General features: G+C 69.4%; 18 protein-coding genes. 9 read left to right on the plus strand and 9 right to left on the minus strand.

Going from position 1 to position 17,226, the window contains the following annotated elements:
- The first annotated feature begins 48 nt into the window (after nt 1-48).
- From KXC43_RS36195 to KXC43_RS36230, 8 genes are all read left to right on the plus strand, one after another.
- Nucleotides 49-1,041: an AraC family transcriptional regulator gene (locus tag KXC43_RS36195; RefSeq protein WP_221380725.1), complete on the plus strand. Its 993-nt coding sequence runs from the start codon at nt 49-51 to the stop codon at nt 1,039-1,041.
- A 244-nt stretch (nt 1,042-1,285) separates the two neighbouring features.
- Complete coding sequence (locus KXC43_RS36200) at nt 1,286-2,305, plus strand: alcohol dehydrogenase catalytic domain-containing protein (protein ID WP_308129419.1); 1,020 nt, start codon at nt 1,286-1,288, stop codon at nt 2,303-2,305.
- A 132-nt stretch (nt 2,306-2,437) separates the two neighbouring features.
- Nucleotides 2,438-3,427, plus strand: coding sequence for an alpha/beta hydrolase (locus KXC43_RS36205; protein WP_221380726.1), 990 nt, complete (start codon nt 2,438-2,440; stop codon nt 3,425-3,427).
- A 378-nt stretch (nt 3,428-3,805) separates the two neighbouring features.
- On the plus strand, nt 3,806-4,645 hold the full coding sequence (locus KXC43_RS36210) for a cytochrome P450 (protein WP_221380727.1): 840 nt from the start codon (nt 3,806-3,808) through the stop codon (nt 4,643-4,645).
- A gap of 115 nt (nt 4,646-4,760) precedes the next feature.
- Nucleotides 4,761-4,937: a hypothetical protein gene (locus KXC43_RS36215; protein WP_221380728.1), complete on the plus strand. Its 177-nt coding sequence runs from the start codon at nt 4,761-4,763 to the stop codon at nt 4,935-4,937.
- The gene (locus tag KXC43_RS36220; protein ID WP_221380729.1) at nt 4,934-5,272 is read left to right on the plus strand and encodes a cation transporting ATPase C-terminal domain-containing protein; all 339 of its coding nucleotides are present in this window, start codon (nt 4,934-4,936) and stop codon (nt 5,270-5,272) included. The genes KXC43_RS36215 and KXC43_RS36220 overlap by 4 nt, the downstream gene beginning before the upstream one ends.
- 29 nt (nt 5,273-5,301) lie before the next feature.
- Entirely contained in the window at nt 5,302-6,318 is a 1,017-nt protein-coding gene (gene gap, locus KXC43_RS36225) for a type I glyceraldehyde-3-phosphate dehydrogenase (protein ID WP_221380730.1), read from the plus strand.
- A 4-nt stretch (nt 6,319-6,322) separates the two neighbouring features.
- Nucleotides 6,323-6,934 carry a CBS domain-containing protein gene (locus KXC43_RS36230; protein WP_221380731.1) on the plus strand — a complete coding sequence of 204 codons (612 nt, stop codon included), beginning with the start codon at nt 6,323-6,325 and terminating at the stop codon, nt 6,932-6,934.
- A 30-nt stretch (nt 6,935-6,964) separates the two neighbouring features.
- On the opposite strand, the gene KXC43_RS36235 is transcribed toward KXC43_RS36230, so the two are convergent.
- Nucleotides 6,965-7,270: a helix-turn-helix transcriptional regulator gene (locus KXC43_RS36235; protein WP_221380732.1), complete on the minus strand. Its 306-nt coding sequence runs from the start codon at nt 7,268-7,270 to the stop codon at nt 6,965-6,967.
- 205 nt (nt 7,271-7,475) lie between these two features.
- Between KXC43_RS36235 and KXC43_RS36240 the strand changes: the two genes are divergently transcribed.
- A complete protein-coding gene (locus tag KXC43_RS36240) occupies nt 7,476-8,399 on the plus strand; it encodes a TerC family protein (RefSeq protein WP_221380733.1) in 924 nt (307 codons plus the stop codon).
- Nucleotides 8,400-8,445: 46 nt separating this feature from the next.
- Here KXC43_RS36240 and KXC43_RS36245 read toward each other — a convergent pair whose 3' ends face one another.
- The 8 genes from KXC43_RS36245 to KXC43_RS36280 all read right to left on the minus strand — a co-directional run bounded on the left by KXC43_RS36245 (nt 8,446) and on the right by KXC43_RS36280 (nt 17,107).
- Nucleotides 8,446-9,309, minus strand: coding sequence for a universal stress protein (locus KXC43_RS36245; protein ID WP_221380734.1), 864 nt, complete (start codon nt 9,307-9,309; stop codon nt 8,446-8,448).
- On the minus strand, nt 9,306-9,470 hold the full coding sequence (locus KXC43_RS36250; protein ID WP_221380735.1) for an acetate--CoA ligase family protein: 165 nt from the start codon (nt 9,468-9,470) through the stop codon (nt 9,306-9,308). Before KXC43_RS36250 ends, KXC43_RS36245 begins: the two co-directional genes overlap by 4 nt.
- 10 nt (nt 9,471-9,480) lie before the next feature.
- Nucleotides 9,481-9,717 carry a universal stress protein gene (locus KXC43_RS36255; protein WP_221380791.1) on the minus strand — a complete coding sequence of 79 codons (237 nt, stop codon included), beginning with the start codon at nt 9,715-9,717 and terminating at the stop codon, nt 9,481-9,483.
- A 149-nt stretch (nt 9,718-9,866) separates the two neighbouring features.
- Nucleotides 9,867-12,362, minus strand: coding sequence for a cation-translocating P-type ATPase (locus KXC43_RS36260; RefSeq protein ID WP_308129420.1), 2,496 nt, complete (start codon nt 12,360-12,362; stop codon nt 9,867-9,869).
- 88 nt (nt 12,363-12,450) lie between these two features.
- Nucleotides 12,451-12,669, minus strand: a complete 219-nt coding sequence (locus tag KXC43_RS36265) for an SHOCT domain-containing protein (protein ID WP_221380736.1) — start codon at nt 12,667-12,669, stop codon at nt 12,451-12,453.
- A gap of 344 nt (nt 12,670-13,013) precedes the next feature.
- Nucleotides 13,014-13,994, minus strand: a complete 981-nt coding sequence (locus tag KXC43_RS36270) for an Acg family FMN-binding oxidoreductase (RefSeq protein WP_221380737.1) — start codon at nt 13,992-13,994, stop codon at nt 13,014-13,016.
- 347 nt (nt 13,995-14,341) lie between these two features.
- Nucleotides 14,342-15,301: an Acg family FMN-binding oxidoreductase gene (locus KXC43_RS36275; RefSeq protein WP_221380738.1), complete on the minus strand. Its 960-nt coding sequence runs from the start codon at nt 15,299-15,301 to the stop codon at nt 14,342-14,344.
- Nucleotides 15,302-15,382: 81 nt separating this feature from the next.
- Nucleotides 15,383-17,107 carry a GAF domain-containing sensor histidine kinase gene (locus KXC43_RS36280; protein WP_221380739.1) on the minus strand — a complete coding sequence of 575 codons (1,725 nt, stop codon included), beginning with the start codon at nt 17,105-17,107 and terminating at the stop codon, nt 15,383-15,385.
- Between the last annotated feature and the right edge of the window lie 119 nt (nt 17,108-17,226).

Consider the following 17,226-nt stretch of genomic DNA (forward strand, 5'->3'; position numbering starts at 1 on the left):
CCTGGCAGATCCCCCCGAGCCCGAGTCTGGTCGCAGATCATGGACGCCATGTCATCTGCTGCGCGACTGAGTCAGGCGGCATTGCCTGGCCTGAATTTTCTGGCCTGGCCCCACCCGGGCGATCTGACCACTTTGCGCGGCGAGGTCCGGGCGATGACGTCCGAGGTCGGCGCCAATACGACACCCTGGCCCGGCCTGACCGCCTACCGTTTTTCCTCGCCGCAGCGGCCGCGGTGGCGATGTCAGGCGCATTGCTTAACGATCTGCTTCGTGGTCCAAGGAGGGCAACGGGTCGCCACCGGTGAGCGTGAATATGCTGCCGCCGCACCCCACGTTCTGTTCTTTCTCGGCGAGACCGGCGTGCGGACCGAGGTGGTGCGGGCCGAGCCGGCAAGGCCCTACCTCTGCCTGGACCTGGCAGTGGATCCGGCCGTCGTCAGCTCCATCAGCGCGGACCTCCCACCGGCGGTGCCTGCCTCGCTGACCGCACAGGCCACGGCGGAGCCGTCCGCCGACGCCACGCTGGGTTCGGCCGTGTTGCGCTTCCTGCGATCACTGATCGAAGACGGAGACCGGCGGGTCCTGGCTCCGATGTACCTGCGAGAGATCGTCTACCGGCTCATGACAACGGCAAGCAACGGGGACCTGGTCCGCGCGGTGGCCCGGGCGGAGCGAAGCAGCGACCCGGTGTCGCGGGCCGTCGCTTACATGCGATCGAACCTGGCCGAGCCGGTGACGGTCATCGAACTGGCGCAGCATGCCATGGTCAGCGCGTCGGCGTTGAACGCCGCATTCGGCCGGGCCTTCGGCACCGGGCCGCACCGCTATCTGAAACGCATGCGCCTCAACCGCGCCGCCCACCTGCTCGCCGCCGGCGGACACAACGTCGACGAGACCGCCCACCACGTCGGGTACGCGAGCACATCGCACTTCATCAAGGACTTCAAGCGGCATTTCGGCGCCACCCCACGGAAGTTCGCCAATGCCCACCCCGGGGCCGCCGCCTCAACTGCCGTTCCGGTGTGCATGACCGGCTTCTGAAATACCTTAACGCCGCCTCCGAACACTACGCAACGGTCGGCCGCGTGCGGACGAGCCACATCTCACCACAACTGGTCGCCACGCGCTCAATACCGAATATTCCCAGCTCAGAGCTCGTCCCAGCGGCCTCGGCATTACCAGCTGGCCGACTGAGGTGATGACACGGCGGCCGGGGCGGTCGCACAGTTCCCCCAGCGACGGCCAACCGCACCAAACAAATTCCGAGAACGATGGGAGTCTGACCGTGACCGGTCTCATGCAAGCCGCTGTCATCACCAAACCCGACGCCGCTTGGGAGTTGCAGAACCGTCCCATTCCCGAGCCCGCTCCCGGACAGGTTCTCGTGCGTGTGCGCGCCTGCGGGATCTGCGGCACCGACCTCTGGATGGCCCGGAACAAGCTTTCGTACCGTCCGTTCCCGCTGGTGCTCGGTCACGAGGGCGTCGGTGAGGTGGTCGCGGTCGGTGCCGGCGTGACCACCCGCGAGGTGGGCGACCGGGTGGGCATGCCCATGGTGCAGAAGGGCTGCGGCCGGTGCGACTTCTGCCGCGAGGAACACCCCAAGAGCTTCGTGACCGCCGCCAACTGCGCGAGCCCGGTCCTGACCGGTGTCACCGTTGACGGCGCGCACGCCGACTACATGGTCGTGGACGCCGCCGGCACGGTCCGGCTGCCCGACGGCATTTCGTACGAGGACGCAGCGCCCACCCTGTGCGCCGGCTTCACCGTGTGGGCCGCCCTGCGCCGCGCCGACCTCAAGCCCAACGCGCGAGTCACCGTCGTCGGTATCGGCGGGCTGGGCCACCTGGCGATCCAGTACGCGAAGGCGGCCGGCTACCACGTCACCGCGATCACCCACTCGCCGGACAAGCAGCAGGCAGCCCTGGACCTCGGCGCCGACCAGGTCGTCGCCGACGGAACGGCGCTGAAGAACGCCGGAGGCGCTGACCTGATCATGCACACCGCCAGCCACCACGGTGTCGTCAACGACGCCATGACCGGCCTCAAGCCGTGGGGCAAGGTGGTCATGATGGGTATCGCGTTCGACGACATGTACGTCCCCGCACTGTCGCTGGTCTCGAACAGCCACCAGATCATCGGATCCGCGCACAACGGCTACGAATACCTCGAGGAAGCCCTCGGATACGTCGCCCGAGGCGACGTGAAACCGAGGATCGAAGTGTTCGCCAAGGAGAGCATCGCCGAGGCATACGACCGCGTCGTCGCCGGCGACGTTCGTTTCAAGGCCGTTGTCACCTACTGAGAGGCAACAGCCGCTCCGCGTCCGGGGGCCGTCAAGGCCGGCGGACGCGGACCGCGTGGGGCGAACAGACCCGACCCGCACAAGCTCATTCGGCTCATGACCTTTCAGTACCGCGACCAGAAGAAGGCTGCAATGGAGATCATCAGTAGCGATGTCGTGCTCGAACCGGCGGCGCGGGCGTTTGCGGACGCGACGGCCGAAGGGCCGTACCTGTTCGAGGTCGGTCCGCAGAAGGGCCGTGAGTTGGTCGATGAGGTTCAGAGCGGCGAGGTGGACCGACCCGCCGCTGACGTCGAGCAGATGGGCCTGTCCGCCGCGGGCGAAGCGTTCTCGGTCAGGATCGTACGGCCGGCGGGCACCACGGGGGCTCTGCCCGTCATCCTCTACGTGCACGGCGCAGGATGGGTGTTCGGAGACTTCCACACCCATGAACGACTCGTGCGCGAACTGGCCGCCGGTACACAAGCCGCAGTCGTCTTCCCGGACTACAGCCGCTCGCCCGAGGCTCGCTACCCGGTCGCGATCGAGCAGATCTACGCCGTGGCGCGATGGGTCGCCGAGAACGGCTCCGCCCACGGCCTCGACGCATCGCGCCTCGCTGTCGCCGGTGATTCGGTCGGAGGCAACATGTCCGCGGCGCTCACACTGATGGTCAAGGAGCGCGGCGGCCCTGCGCTCACCGCACAGGTCCTGTTCTATCCGGTCACCGACGCCGGCTTCGACACCGAGTCGTACCACCAGTTCGCGGAGGGGTACTTCCTGCGCCGCGATGCCATGCAGTGGTTCTGGGAGCAATACACGACCGATGACCGTCAGCGTGGCGAGATCACCGCGTCACCGTTGCGCGCGACCGTTGAGCAGCTGGCCGGCCTGCCACCGGCGCTGGTGATCACCGCCGAGGCCGACGTGTTGCGCGACGAGGGTGAGGCTTACGCGAGCAAGCTACGAGCCGCCGGTGTGGCGGTCACCGCCGTCCGCTACCAGGGGATCATTCACGACTTCGTGATGCTGAACGCGCTGCGCCCGACACACGCCGCCGATGCCGCGATCAACCAGGCGATCGGTTTTCTCCGCGAGGCGCTCGGCTCCGGCGTACCTGATGCACAGCTCGACCGCATCTGAGCGATAGCAGAACAATCTCGAAGGGACAGCAATCCTGTCATGACTGATCCCCACCTCGATTTCTTCGAGCGCTTGGACTGGTTCAGCCGCGAGGACGGCCAGCGCCTCCTCGCCGAACTCGCCTGGTCACGCCAAGAGTGCCCAGTAGTCCACTCCCGCTACGACGGTGGCCAGTACGTGGTGACCCGATACGACGACTTGCGCACGATCGGCGAGCATCCTGAGATCTTCAGCTCGTCGACACCGGGCGTGCAGCACGTCCCGGTCGCTCTGCCACCGCTGGACCTGGACCCCCCGCTGCATCGTGACTTCCGCCAGTTCCTCAACCCGTACTTCTCACGGTCGTTCCTGCAGCGGTACGTGCCGGAAATGCAACGGTTGGCCGACTCGCTGATCGACAACGTGATCGACAGCGGCCGGATCGAGTTCGTCAGCCAGTTCGCCATCCCGTTCACTGCCGGATCGCTGGCCCGCGTCGTGATCGACGACGACAACGACGCCCGGATGAAGCGCGCGATCGAAGCGGTCACCGGCGTGGCCACGGGAGACCAGAGTGCCTACGAGCGAGTCGCAGGCGTTGCCGCGGAGATCCTGTCGGAGCGGTCCGCCGACACAACCGGACGTGACGATGTGCTTCAGTCACTGGTCACCGCCCGTGTCGACGGCGGCCGTGGCCTGTCCCTGGTCGAGCAACTCGGCGTCGTCACTGTCCTGCTGCTCGGTGGCTTGGACACGACCCGCGGCACGATCGCCCACATCGGCCGGTACCTCGCCGAACTTCCCGGGTTCGAGCAGCGGCTGCGCCGGCCCGAATGGGTTCGGCACGACCTGGATGAGTTGCTGCGCTACACATCGGCGGTGTCGGTCATGGGCCGCACCGTCACCCAGGACAATGAGCTGCTGGGACGCCCGCTCAAGAAAGGCGACCGGCTGGCGGTGCACTGGCAATCGGGCAACCGCGATGAGGCGAAATTCGAGCATGCTGACGAAATCCGGTTCGACCGGCCGAAGAATCCCCACCTCGCCTTCGGCGTGGGAATACACCGCTGCCTTGGCCAGCAGTTCGCCCGGCTCCAGATCGAGGTCGCCGTCGAACGCCTGCTACGCCGCCTGACAGGCTTAGCCGTCGTGCCCGGCACCATGATCAAGGAAACGGTCGGAGTCGTAGCCGGGGCCCCCGAGCAGATGTTCTTGTCTTTCGCCACGATCGCTGATTGACACAAAGGCGGAGCGGAGTCTTCGTGCTGGATCGGTCACGCTGTGGCCGGCTGTCGGGGACGCGTGACGGGCCGTCGACGCGGGGCGCCGTGTCTTCGACGACGTCCGCAAGTTCGTGCTGTACATCTTCGCCCACGCCGTACCCGAAGTCGTGCCGTTCCTGATCTTTGCGTTGTCCGGCGGCGCGATTCCCCTGCCGTTGACCGTGCTGCAGATCCTCGCGATCGACCTGGGCACGGAAACACTGCCGGCACTGTCCTGCACCACGCCTATCAGCAAGCCACCACGATGACGTTCGCCGGAATCGTCGGGTGCCAGATCGGCACCGCGTTCGCCGCCCGCACCGATCATGCCTCACTGCGGTCGATCGGTCTGTGGACCAACAGACTGCTGCTGACCGGCATCGCCTTCGAACTGGTGTTCGCTGCCGGCCTGATCTACCTCCCGCCTCTGCAGTCGATTTTCGGCACCACCGGGTTGAGCGCCGGTCAGCTTCTGTTGCTGCTGCCCACGCCGCTGCTCGTCTGGGGAGCGGACGAGCTGTATCGAGCGGGCCTGCGGCGCGCTCGGTCCCGCCGGCCCGGGTCCTTCGGCCCTGCCGACACCGGATCTGCCGCGAAAGGCTGAGGGGGAAACGAGGGACGGGAAGGACGACCATGACCTACCGCATCGCCATCAACGGCTTCGGCCGGATCGGCCGCAACTACCTGCGCAGCCTGACCGAGAAGAACCTGGCCGGTGCCGGGCTCGAAGTGGTCGCCATCAACGACCTGTACGACGCGGGAACGCTGGCGCACCTGCTCAAGTACGACTCGACGTTCGGCCGCCTCGACGCGGAGGTCAGCGTCGAGGACGGCAAGCTCGTCGTCGGCGGGCACAGCATCCCGACCTTCGCCGAGCGCAGCCCCGACGCGCTGCCCTGGGGCGACCTCGGCGTCGACCTGGTCATCGAGTCCACCGGCAAGCTCCGCACCCGCGACGACGCCGCGCTGCACCTCAAGGCCGGCGCCGGACGGGTGCTCATCTCCTCGCCGGGCAAGGGTGTCGACGCGACGCTCGTGCCGGGCGTGAACGCCGACACGTACGACCCGGACCAGCACCAGATCGTGTCCGCCGCGTCGTGCACGACCAACTGCGTCGCCCCGCTGATCAAGGTGTTGCACGAGGCTTTCACGCTCGAACGCGGCTACCTGACCACGGTGCACGCCTATACCAACGACCAGAACGTGCTCGACGCGCCGCACAAGGATGCGCGCCGGGCCCGCGCCGCCGGTGTGAACATCATCCCGACCAGCACCGGCGCCGCGAAGGCCGTCGGCCTGGTGCTGCCCGAGCTCGCCGGCCGGCTGGACGGGGTGGCGCTGCGGGTGCCGGTGATCGACGGCTCGATCAGCGACCTGACGCTCGAGTTCGCCACGGAGGTCACGGCCGCGGGCATCAACGAGGCCGTCGCCGCCTCGGCGTCCGCCGGACAGCCGATGCACGGCATCATCCGCTACGCCGAGGCTCCGCTGGTCTCGACCGACATCGTCGGCGACCCGTCGTCGTGTGTCTTCGACGCCGGGCTGACGCAGGCGCAGGGCCGGCTGGCCAAGGTGTTCGGCTGGTACGACAACGAGTGGGGCTACACCAACCGCCTGGTCGACCTGACCCTGCAGATGGCCGGGAGGTGACGTCATGCGCGCCAAGGACATCATGTCCGGCCCCGTGCACACCGTCGTGCAGACCGCCTCGGTGGAAAGCGCCGCCCAGCTGATGGCCGCCAAGGCCGTCACCGCACTGCCTGTGGTCGACGGCGACGGGAAGCTGGCCGGCATGGTCAGCGAGAGTGACCTGTTGTGGCATCGGGTTCCGACGGATCCGACAGCCCATGTGCGCCGCATCCCGGACACCGACCCGGCCGGGCGACCGGGAATGGTGTCCGAGGTGATGTCGCCGTACCCACTGACCACGTATCCGGACGTTGACGTCGCGGAGGTCGCCGAAGCCATGCTCGAGAACGATGTGCGCAGTATCCCGGTGCTCGACGACGGCGCGCTGGTCGGCATCATCAGCCGCCGGGACATCCTCCGGGCGATGGTGCGCAGCGATGAGGTCATTGCCCGCGAGGTGCAGCATCGGCTCGACGAGTACGCCGACGGCCGGCAAGTGTGGACAGTTGCCGTCGATGGTGGGATCGCCACGGTGACCGGGGCATACGCCAACGACACCGAGCAGGCCGTGGTGACAGTGCTGGCGCGCACCGTGCCCGGTGTGGCGGCGGTGCGCACGGAAGCTTCGGTGTCGTGACCGTGGAACGTTCCGATCAGGGCCGCCCGATCACGGGTGGCCCTGATCGGCTTCGGCTGACGGTGCCGGGGTGAACAGGGAAAGCAGGTCGCCGATTCGCCGGTCCGCCTCCGCCGGGTGGCGGAAATGGCCGGCCGGGTTGACGGTGTAGCGGTTGCGACGTCCCACGCGGGTGTGTTCGAGGTATCCGGCCTGCTCGAGGTCCGCCACTATGGCCTGCGCCGCCCGTTCGGTGATTCCCACGGTCTCGGCGACGTCGCGGAGCCGCGCATCCGGGTTGCGGGCGATAGCCAGCAGCACGTGCGCGTGGTTGGTCAGAAACGTCCATGCCGGCATCCGTACGCCTCCCTTGTCATACGAACTGTACTTCGTGAATAATGCTTCGTAGTTCGAGGGGGAGTACCCGATGTGCGGCGCGTCGCCGTCAGTACGGACCCGGCCGTCCGGGGCCCGGTGACGCGGCCACCAGCGTGGTGGTACGGGGAGACCGTCGACCAGTGATGCCGGCCCACGTGGCCGGCCTGGTCGGAGGGAGCTCCGCATGTCCGTGCCCTGGTGGGCCTGGGTTCTGGTGATGGGTGCCGTCGCTGTGATGCTGGCGGTCGACCTGTTCCTGCACCGCGACAACCACGTGATCGGCTTTCGGGAAGCGGCGACGTGGTCGGCCGTGTGGATCGGCACCGGTCTGCTGTTCGGCGCGGTGCTCTGGTGGTGGCAGGGCGCTGACGTCGCCGGCACCTACTACGCCGGCTATCTGATCGAGAAGGCGCTCTCCGTGGACAACGTCTTCGTCTTCGCGCTGATCTTCTCGGCCTTCGCGGTGCCGCCCGCACTGCAGCACAAGGTGCTGTTCTGGGGCGTCGTCGGGGCTCTGGTGATGCGGCTGGTGTTCATCTTCGTCGGCGCGGAGCTGCTCGAGACGTTCTTCTGGACGGCGTACGTCTTCGGAGCGTTCCTCGTCTACACCGGTTACCGGATGGCTTTCCGCCACGGCGAGCAGAGCCCACCGGAGCGCAACCCCGTCGTCCGCCTCGTGCGCCGCATCGTGCCGACCGACCCGGCCTACCACGGCGACCGGTTCGTCATCCGCATCGACGGCCGCCGCGTGGCCACTCTGCTGTTCGTCGTGCTGATCGCCGTCGAGGCCACCGACCTGATCTTCGCGATCGATTCGGTGGCCGCGGTCCTGGCCATCACCACCAGCACGTTCATCGTCTGGGCGGCGAACGCGTTCGCGATCCTCGGCCTGCGCAGCCTGTACTTCTGCCTGGCCGGCCTACTGCGCCGGTTCGTTCACCTGCACTACGGCCTGGCCGTGCTGCTGGCCTTCGCCGGCGTCAAACTCATCCTTTCCGAGACGCCGGTCGGCAAGCTTCCGATTCCGCTCACCCTCGGCGTGATCGTCGGAACCATCGCTGTGTCGATCGTCTGGAGTCTGCGCAGCACCACTGCCGACCGCATTTGAGTCCCTGAGAAGAGGTGGGCGGCGCCGCGGCGCCGCCCACCTGACTTCACTGCTTGCCGTGGACCACGGCCACGGTGCAGGCCGAGTGACGCAGCAGATGCTGGCTGACCGAGCCCAGCAACATTCCGCGTACGGTGCCACGTCCCCGCGTCCCGACGACCAGCAGCTGCGCATCCTTGCTCGCCTCGAGCAGCGCGGCCGCCGGATGCTCGACCACGGCCTCGGCGGTGATCCTCAGTTCTGGGTGCTTGTCCCGCCAACCGGCGACGACCTCGTCGAACGGCCGTCGTTCCTCCTCGGTCACCGTGCGGGTGACGATCGGGCTTTCCTCCCATAGGCCGGTGACCGGCCGCCAGGCGCGGACCACCCGTAGCGCGACGTTGCGGGCGACGGCTTCCTCGACGGCGAACGCGAGGGCGAGCTGAGCCGACGCGGAGTCGTCGACACCGACCACGACCGGCGCTTCCGCGGTCGAATCACCGCGCACCACAACGACGGGGCACTTGGCGTGGGCGCTGACGGCCACGCTGACCGAGCCGAGCAGGCCGGCGACGGCGCTGTGTCCGCGGCAACCGAGCACGATCAGAGCCGCGTCCTCGGAACGGCCGATGAGCTCGAGGGCGGCGCTGTTGCTGACGATCGAGAGATGAGTGGGCACAGTCGGGTGGCTTTGCTTGGCCAGAGCGACGGCTTCGTGCAGTGCGCCCTTGATGGCGCGGTCGGTTTCGCCGTCCGGCCAGGCAGCCGGGGCGGGCACCGTCGAGGTCGCCGGCAGCCAGGTCGGCCATTCGTAGGCGTACACGAACTCCACCGATGCGCCGGTGCGGGTGGCTTCGTCGAGCGCCCACCGAGCGGCAGCCTTGGCGTCGGCGGAACGGTCGTAGCCGACGATGATTCTTCGGGTGATCATGATGGCGTCTCCTCTCGGGAGATATCTGCCGGGCGCAGGGCGCGCAGCATCGGGTCCGGCTCGGCGCCGACCGGCGCCAGCCGCAGCTTCGCGTCGACGGCGACGACGCCGTCGGGCCCGGCGAGTACGGGGTTGATGTCGAGTTCGATGTCGAGGGTCATGGCGGCCTTCTCAGGCCGGCCGCGGCCGGGCGACGAAGACGGGGCAGGTGGCGTGGTGCAGCAGCTGCACGGTCGTCGAGCCGAGGAAAGCGCCGGCGAGCAGACTGTGTCCACGATTGCCGACGACAACCAGGCGGGCACGTCGCGACTCCTGTTCGAGGGCGAAGGCGGCGCTCTCGTGGGTCACCACAGTCCGGACCGGCACAGCCGGATACTTCGCCCGCCAGGGAGCTAGCTGCTCCTCCAGCCGTGCTCGATTCGGTGCCGTCGGTGGCGACGACGACGGGCTCGGTGTTCATGGCCGTACCCCTCTCGGTCTCTCCTTCATCGTCGGACTCGTCGATGCGCCGGGGCAGGGCGGCAGGTCCTCTCGTGACGGGCCGGAGGTCCCTTCGGTCAGCGGCGGACCAGGCGCAGGGCAAGCCCCGGGATCACCGCGACGGCGGCGCACGCCAGCAGAACGGGAACGCTTAACGTTTCGGTGCCGAGCAGCGTCCGCAACGGTGGCAGCAGGACGCCGGCGACCTGCAGGAGCCCGGAAACCGCGACGGCGGCGGGCAGCGACCAGTTGCGCGGGACGCCGGGTGCCGCCTTGGCCCGTACCGCGAGGGCGACCCCGAGCTGGGCGAGCCCCAGCACGACGAACATGACCGACTGCCACGGCAGGTCCATCCGGCCGGCGACGACCCCGGCGGTCAGGACGACCGTCGCCAGGCACAGACCGCCGGCCAGCACGCTGGTGAGCAGCCCATCGCCGAGCACCGACTCCTGCGGTGAGCGGGGCTTGCGCTTCAGGACGTCGGCGTCGGCCGGTTCGGCGCCCAGAGCCACACCGGGGATGCCGTGCGTGAGCAGGTTGATCCAGAGCAGTTGCGCCGGCAGCAGGGCCAGCGGCATGCCCAGCAGCGGTCCGGCGAGCATGACCATCAGCTCGGCGATTCCACCGGAGAGCGCGTAGCGCAGGAACCGGCGGATGTTGTCGTAGATGCGGCGCCCTTCGCCGATGGCGTCGGCCACGGTGCCCAGGTTGTCGTCGACCAGAACCAGTTCGGCGGCCTGCCGGGCGACCTCGGTGCCACTGCCCATGGCGACGCCGATGTCGGCGCGGCGCAGCGCGGGCGCATCGTTGACCCCGTCGCCCGTCATGGCGACGACTTCGCCGCGTCGCTGCAGCGCGGCGATGATGTCGAGCTTCTGTTCGGGCTGGGTACGGGCGTACACCCGGGCGTGCTCGATGTCGTGATCAGTCGGCGGTCCGGCGTCACCCACGGCGACGCGGTCACCAGACTCGAGAATGCCGAGCTGGGTGCCGATGGCGGCGGCGGTGGCCGGGTGGTCACCGGTGATCAACAGCAGGCGTACGCCGGAGGCCTCGAACGCCGCGGCGGTCTGCCGGGCGCTCGGGCGCAGCGGATCCCCGATACCGACCAACCCGCCGGCCCGCAGTGGGGGAGGGTTCGCCGGGTCCGGCTGCGTGGCGGTGATCGCCGTGGCGATGGCCAGCACACGGAGGCCGTCGGCGGCCAGCTCGGCGGCTGCACCCAGCAGGGTTGCATCCGCCCGCGGATCCAGCACGTTCTCCGGCGCGCCCTTGCGCACGATGAGGTAGCTGCCGTCGTGCTGCCGGTGCACGGTCGTCATCCGGCGGGTTGCCTGGTCGAAGGGCTGTTCGGCTACGCGGGGCAGGGCGGAGCGTTCGCCGGTGGTGTCGAGACCACACCGGGCTGCGAAGGCGACCAGCGCTGCTTCCATCGGATCCCCCGCAGCGGTCCACTCGGTGTGCTCGCCGCGGGGTGCGATCAGATCCGCGTCGTTGCAGAGCAGTCCGGCGCGGGCGAGCAGGAGCAGCGAATCCGGCGTTTCCCCGGCCGGCCGAATGTCGCCTTCCGGCGCGTAACCAATGCCTGAGACCGTGTACCGGTCGCTGTCCGCGGTGACAGCCAGTTGTACCGACATGCGGTTCTGGGTCAGTGTGCCGGTCTTGTCGGACGCGATGACGGTGACTGAGCCGAGCGTTTCGACCGCGTGCAGTCGGCGGGGGATCGCCTTCGTGCGAGCCATCCGGCGGGCGCCCAACGCCAAGGCGAGCGTCACCACGGCCGGCAGGCTCTCCGGCACGGCGGCCACGACGAGGCTGACCGCGGTGATGGCCATGCGGGCCACGGGCTGGCCGGCGAGCAACCCGGCGGCGAAGACAACGGCGGACACGGCGATCGCCGTGAGACCGAGGATGCGGCCCAGGCTCGCGATGCGCCGCTGCAGCGGCGTCGGTGCGGGCTTGGTACGGGAGACGAGGGCGGCGATCCGGCCGAGAGAGCTCGCGTCGCCGGTGTGCGTGACCAGACCGGCGGCGCGGCCGGAGGTGAGCACCGTGCCGGATCCGGCGACCTCGCCGGTAGCGCGGTGCACGGCCACGGATTCACCGGTCAGTGCCGACTCGTCGAACGCGGCCCGCTGCACTTCGGTCAGCCGCAGGTCGGCCGGGACGACATCGCCGGCCTCGAGGCGCACGAGGTCGTCGCGCACCAGCTCCGCGGCCGGCAAGACCACGTCGTGACCGTCACGGACGACCCGCGCCGTGGGTGCGGCGAGCCGGTCGAGCGCCGCGATGGCGGCGTCCGCCCGGATTTCCTGCAGCACACCGATCAGCGTGTTGATCGTGACGACGAGGACGATGACGGCGGTGTCCGGGACGTCACCGAGGATCGTGGTGACCACAGCCGCGGCCAGCAGCAGGGCCACCAGCGGGTCGGCGAGCTGACGACCGATCCGGCCGGCCAGACGGCGCGGTGCCGGCGGCGCGACCATGTTGGGACCGTCTGTCACCAGTCGTTCGGTCGCCTCCGCAGTGGTGAGTCCGGCCGGGGTGGTACCGACGACAGTGTTCTCCACGCTGATCCTCCGATCGATCTCATCTCCACATTCCGGCACCGAGGACCCGCACGGCAGGGCCGAAAGTCCCGCGTGGGAGGGACCCGGATCAGCGTTGAGCGGCGGGCAATACGTGCAGGCGCCGCTCGTACTCCTCGATGTCGATCTCGCCTCCGGCGAGCCGCTCGGCGAGCATTCGTTCCGGGCCCCGGATCGGGTCGGCCGGCGCTGGTTCGGATGGTCCCCGCTGCATCCCTGCGATGAGGAGACCGATTGTCAGCAGCACCGTGGGCAGGAGGATGGCGAAGGCCAACACTGCGTCCACCATGCACACTGCCCCGTGGTCGTTGTACGCGGCAAGCACTGAGGAGACCAATGCGACGGGAGTGCGATCCACCGATCTCGCTCCCGGTCGCGTTGACCGATGGACCTTGTGTACTTGAAGGCGGAGCTTCGATGGGTAAGCATGAAGCGGAAGTAGCCGAGATGGTCCTCCTGCTGATTCTGACCGTGGCACTGTTCGCCTCGTGCGTCTGCTTCGTCTGGCCCCGTACTGAGCCTGAAAGCACTACGTTCGAGACTGAGCAGGACGACCGCCGCGACCCGTCGCCGACCGGCGAGCCCGGAAGCCGCGAGGGTGTGCTGGTCAACCTGCTTCGACCGTCGTCGACTTCAGGAATCGCTTTCCTCGCTGGTCCGCGGGAGCAGGACGTCGGTGACCGACCGTCGCGGCGTGGCGGTGCTGGGGGTGCCGTAGCCGATCCTCAGTGCCAGTTGCGGGTAGCCTGTGCGACCGAGTGATCGGCGCAGCTGGTCGCGGGCGGCCGGCACCTCGATCGGCTGGGAGATCATCGAGACCGACAAGCCGGCGTCGGTCGCGGTGAGCAGCACCTTCTGCAGCGCTTGGCCCGCGGTGATCTGGTCGGCTGCCCAGTCGCCGGGCACGCCGAGAATGCCGATGAGCGGCTCCGGCTCGTAGTCGCGGCCGGGCGCGCGGCGTCGGTCACCGAAGGTCCTCTGGGGGAGTAGGTCCTGCGGTTCGGCCAGCGGTGCTCCGGCGGTGACGGGTACGCCGTCCGGCGCCTGGCCGGCGTGCGTCCAGCCAATGAGTTCAGCCTGGTAGCGGCCGTCGCGGCGCAGGACCCGGTCGGCGCTGCCGGCGATCTCGGCGAAGCCGGTGAGGGCGGTCATGCCGACGAGCAGGTCAAGCCAGGCCGATTCGCTGGTGGCCGCTTCGATCAGGCGGACCCGGGCTTCGGCCGGCACCGGGTCGGGCCAGAACGGCTGCCGGTTGCTGTGCCGGCGCGGGATCGCGGCATAGAGGTCCTGCTCGGCGTAGCTCGGTGGGCGTTCGCGTCCCGGGGCGAGCCGGGCGATGAGGCTCGGCTGTGCCGCGTCGGGACGCAGGCGGACCTCGGCGGGCCGGCCGTGCACGGCCAGGACGAGGCGGGCGTTGTAGGTGGCGGCGCCGCACGCGAGGCGGGCAGCCCAGCCGGACCAGTCGGCGACAGCGAGCTGCCGGGACGGGTCGGCGAGGACCTCGATCGCGCCGTCGTGCAGCCGGAACTGCCAGGGCTGACTGTTGTGCATGGAGGGGGCGCGGATGCCCGCTTCCGCGGCCAGCTGCAACTCCGCCTCGCCGTAGCCGTTCACAGCGGGTCTCCTTCGTGTTGCTCCAGCGGGACGACCGCGACCGGGCAGGAAGCCTCCGCGGCCACGGTCGCGGAACGTCGCCGGTACGAACCCGGCCGATCACCCCGCGTCGTTTGTCGTCGACACCAGCAACCTGGCGCCGACGGCGGCTCGGACGGGCGCGTGGGGGGATCGATCAGCTCGATGCCGGCCCGCGTCGTCCCGTCGAGCGGCGAGCCGGGTACGCAGACGTGCACGAGAACGAGCCGCCAGCCGGTCCGCTCTGCCTGCTCGGTGGCCCAGGCCAGCGCTTCGGTTCCTCCTGCGCCGCCCAAGCCGGCTGCGATCGAGGCGCCCATGACGGCCACCTACCTCGTGACGGTGATGACGTCGGCCGGGTCGCGTCGCGGCGCGGCGGGAACCGGCTGACGGTCGTGGCGGTAGCCCATGCGGACGACCAGGTATGGCTCGCCGATGTCCGAGACCAGGCCGCGCAGCAGGTGGCGGGGCCATTCGACCTCGACGGCATCGCTGAGCGGAGCGGTGGCCAGCCCGTCGGCGGTGGCCAGCAGCAGCAGCGCGGACAGCGCCTCGCCGCCCCGGAGCAGGTCTATCGGCTCGTCATCCGGACCGAACAGCACGACGTAGGCGGCGCCTTGGTCGTGGGCCGCACCGGCCCCGAGCGTGGCTGTGGCGTCCGGGAAGAAGTCACGTACCGGCACGCGGCGCAGCTCGGGCTTGACCGCGGTGGCCGGCGGCACGCCGTCGCCGGCCTGGCTGGGCCGGGTGGTCCACCGGTGCAGCTCGGCCCGGTAGGCCGGATCGTTCAGTTCGGCCGCGGCGCCGAGGTCGGTGGAGATCGCGAGCATCGCGATCTGGTCGGGGCGCACGGTGTGCAGATAGGCGCCCTCGGCTTCGACGAAGCGGCGTAGCTTGGTCAGCTCGAAGTCGGTCACCGACCGGTCGTCGAACGCCCGCCGGTCGGTGCGCCGGTGCGCGATCGCCGCGGCCATCCGGACGGCCTCGGGATCGGGTGGCACCGGCCGGCCCAGGCGCAGGCGGGCCAGCAGCTGGGGCCGAGCCGGTTCAGGCAGGCGCTCGACGGTCACCGACCAGCCGGCGGAGGCCAGGTAGGTGCGGGCGTGGTGCAACGCGGCGCCGCAGCTCAGCAGCAGCAGCCGGCCGTCACGGTCGATGCTGTCGACGCGGCGTTGTGGGTCGGCGAACAGCTCCAGGACGTCATCGGCGAGCCGCCAGTTCCACGGCTGGGTGTTGAAGACCGACGGCGCGTGCTGTGCTGCGCGGGCGGCCTGCTCGAGCGGTGTCATGGTGGGGAACCTCCGTCGTCCGGTCTCCCCACCACCGTGCCGCGTACTGCGGGTGACTGTTCAGGGTCGAAGGTCCCGTTTTCAGCCGCTGATCGGGACCCGCCAGGTGAGCATTGTCCCGGTGCCTTCGCGGGCGGCACCGATCTCGAAGCTGCCGCCCAGGTCGTGAGCGCGTTCGCCCATATTGACGACGCCACCGCGGGCGCGGGCCGGGTCGAAGCCGATGCCGTCGTCCTCCACGTGCAGAACAACCTCGCTCCCGGCCACTCGGAGCGAGATCCGGGCGTCGGTGGCGCCGGCGTGCCGGGCGATGTTCGACAGTGCTTCGCGCAGTACAGCGACCAGTTCGGGCTTGATGTCGTCGGGAATGGCGCTGTCCACGGGTCCGGAGGTGTCCAGGACGGGCCGGAATCCGAGGGCCTCACTCGCCGCGACCACCGTCTCGTTCAGTTCCGAGCGCAGGGACGGGCCGGTGGGGGTGCGCAATTCGAAGATCGAGCGGCGGATGTCGCGGATGGTGGCGTCCAGGTCGTCGACGGCGGCGTTGATGCGCTTGGCGACCTCGGGTTTCCCGGCCTGATGCACGGCGCCCTGCAGGTGCATGCCGGTGGCGAACAGCCGCTGGATGACAACATCGTGCAGGTCGCGGGCGATGCGCTCGCGGTCCTCGAGGACGACGAGCTGCTGCCGCTCTTCCTGGGCCCGGGCCCGTTCGAGAGCCAGGGCCGCCTGCCCGGCGAAGGTCGACAGTTGCGCGGCGTCCTCGTCACTCGGCGGCTGGCCGGCGGGCTGGGTGACGATGAGCACGCCGTGCAGGGTGTCGGGGCCGGCGAGCGGCACCGTCATCGCCGGACTCTCCGGCACCGGCCCCGGCCACTCGGCAACGGCCCGAAGATTTTCAACGGCTCGGAACTTCTCCCGGCCGAACCCGGCTGCGGCGTCCGGGTCCACGGCGACGATCCGGCCGGTGAGTTCGCCGCACAAGGGGTCGGCGCCGTCGGCTACTTCGATCGTGTACCGGGCGTCGGCGTCGTCGTACAGCATGACGAGCACCAGCTCGGCGCCGGACACTTCGCGCGCACGACGGGCGATCAGCCGGAGCGCCTCCGTCCGGTGGACGGTGCCGAGCAGCACACTGGTGATCTCGGCGGTGGCGGCGAGCCAGCGTTCACGCTGCTGGGCCAGGGTGAAGAGGCGCGCGTTGTCGATCGCCACGCCGGCCGCGGCGGCGAGCGCGATGACGATCTCCTCGTCGTCCAGGCTGAACTCGTCGGCGCCCTGCTTCTCGGCGAGGTAGAGGTTGCCGAAGATCTGATCGCGAGTGCGGACCGGCACGCCCAGGAAGCTGTGCATCGGCGGGTGATTCGGCGGGAACCCGTACGAGTCGGGATGCTGGGTGATGTCGGGCAGCCGCACCGGACTGGGGTCGGTGATCAGCACGCCCAGCACACCGCGGCCGTGCGGCAGATCCCCGATCTTCGCGTGCGCGGCCGCGTCGATGCCGTGGGTGATGAAGTCGGACAGGTCGGTGCGATCGGCGCCCAGCACGCCGAGGGCGCCGTAGCGGGCGCCGACGAGCGCGCAGGCAGCCTCGACGATGCGCTGCAGGGTGCTGCGCAGATCGAGGTCGGTGCCGATGCCGACGACCGCGTCCAGCAGGGCGCGCAGTCGCTCCCGGCTGGTCATCACCTCGCCGACCCGGTCGAGCATCTCCTGCAGGAGCTCGTCGAGCCGTACGCGGGAGAGGGGGCGGAGGCCGAGCGAAGGCGGATCGATCCGGTCGTCTCCCGAAGTGCGTTCCACCATGACGGTCAGACTAGGGGCTCGCGGTGGCTCGCGAACAGAGCGGTCCGCTGCGGATGTTCCGTCGGCGCCGCGGTTGCGCATTCGGGACTTTGGTCCCTACGGCTGGTCGGCCCGACACG

This window comes from Paractinoplanes polyasparticus (assembly GCF_019710575.1).
In the GTDB taxonomy this organism is placed as follows: domain Bacteria; phylum Actinomycetota; class Actinomycetes; order Mycobacteriales; family Micromonosporaceae; genus Actinoplanes; species Actinoplanes polyasparticus.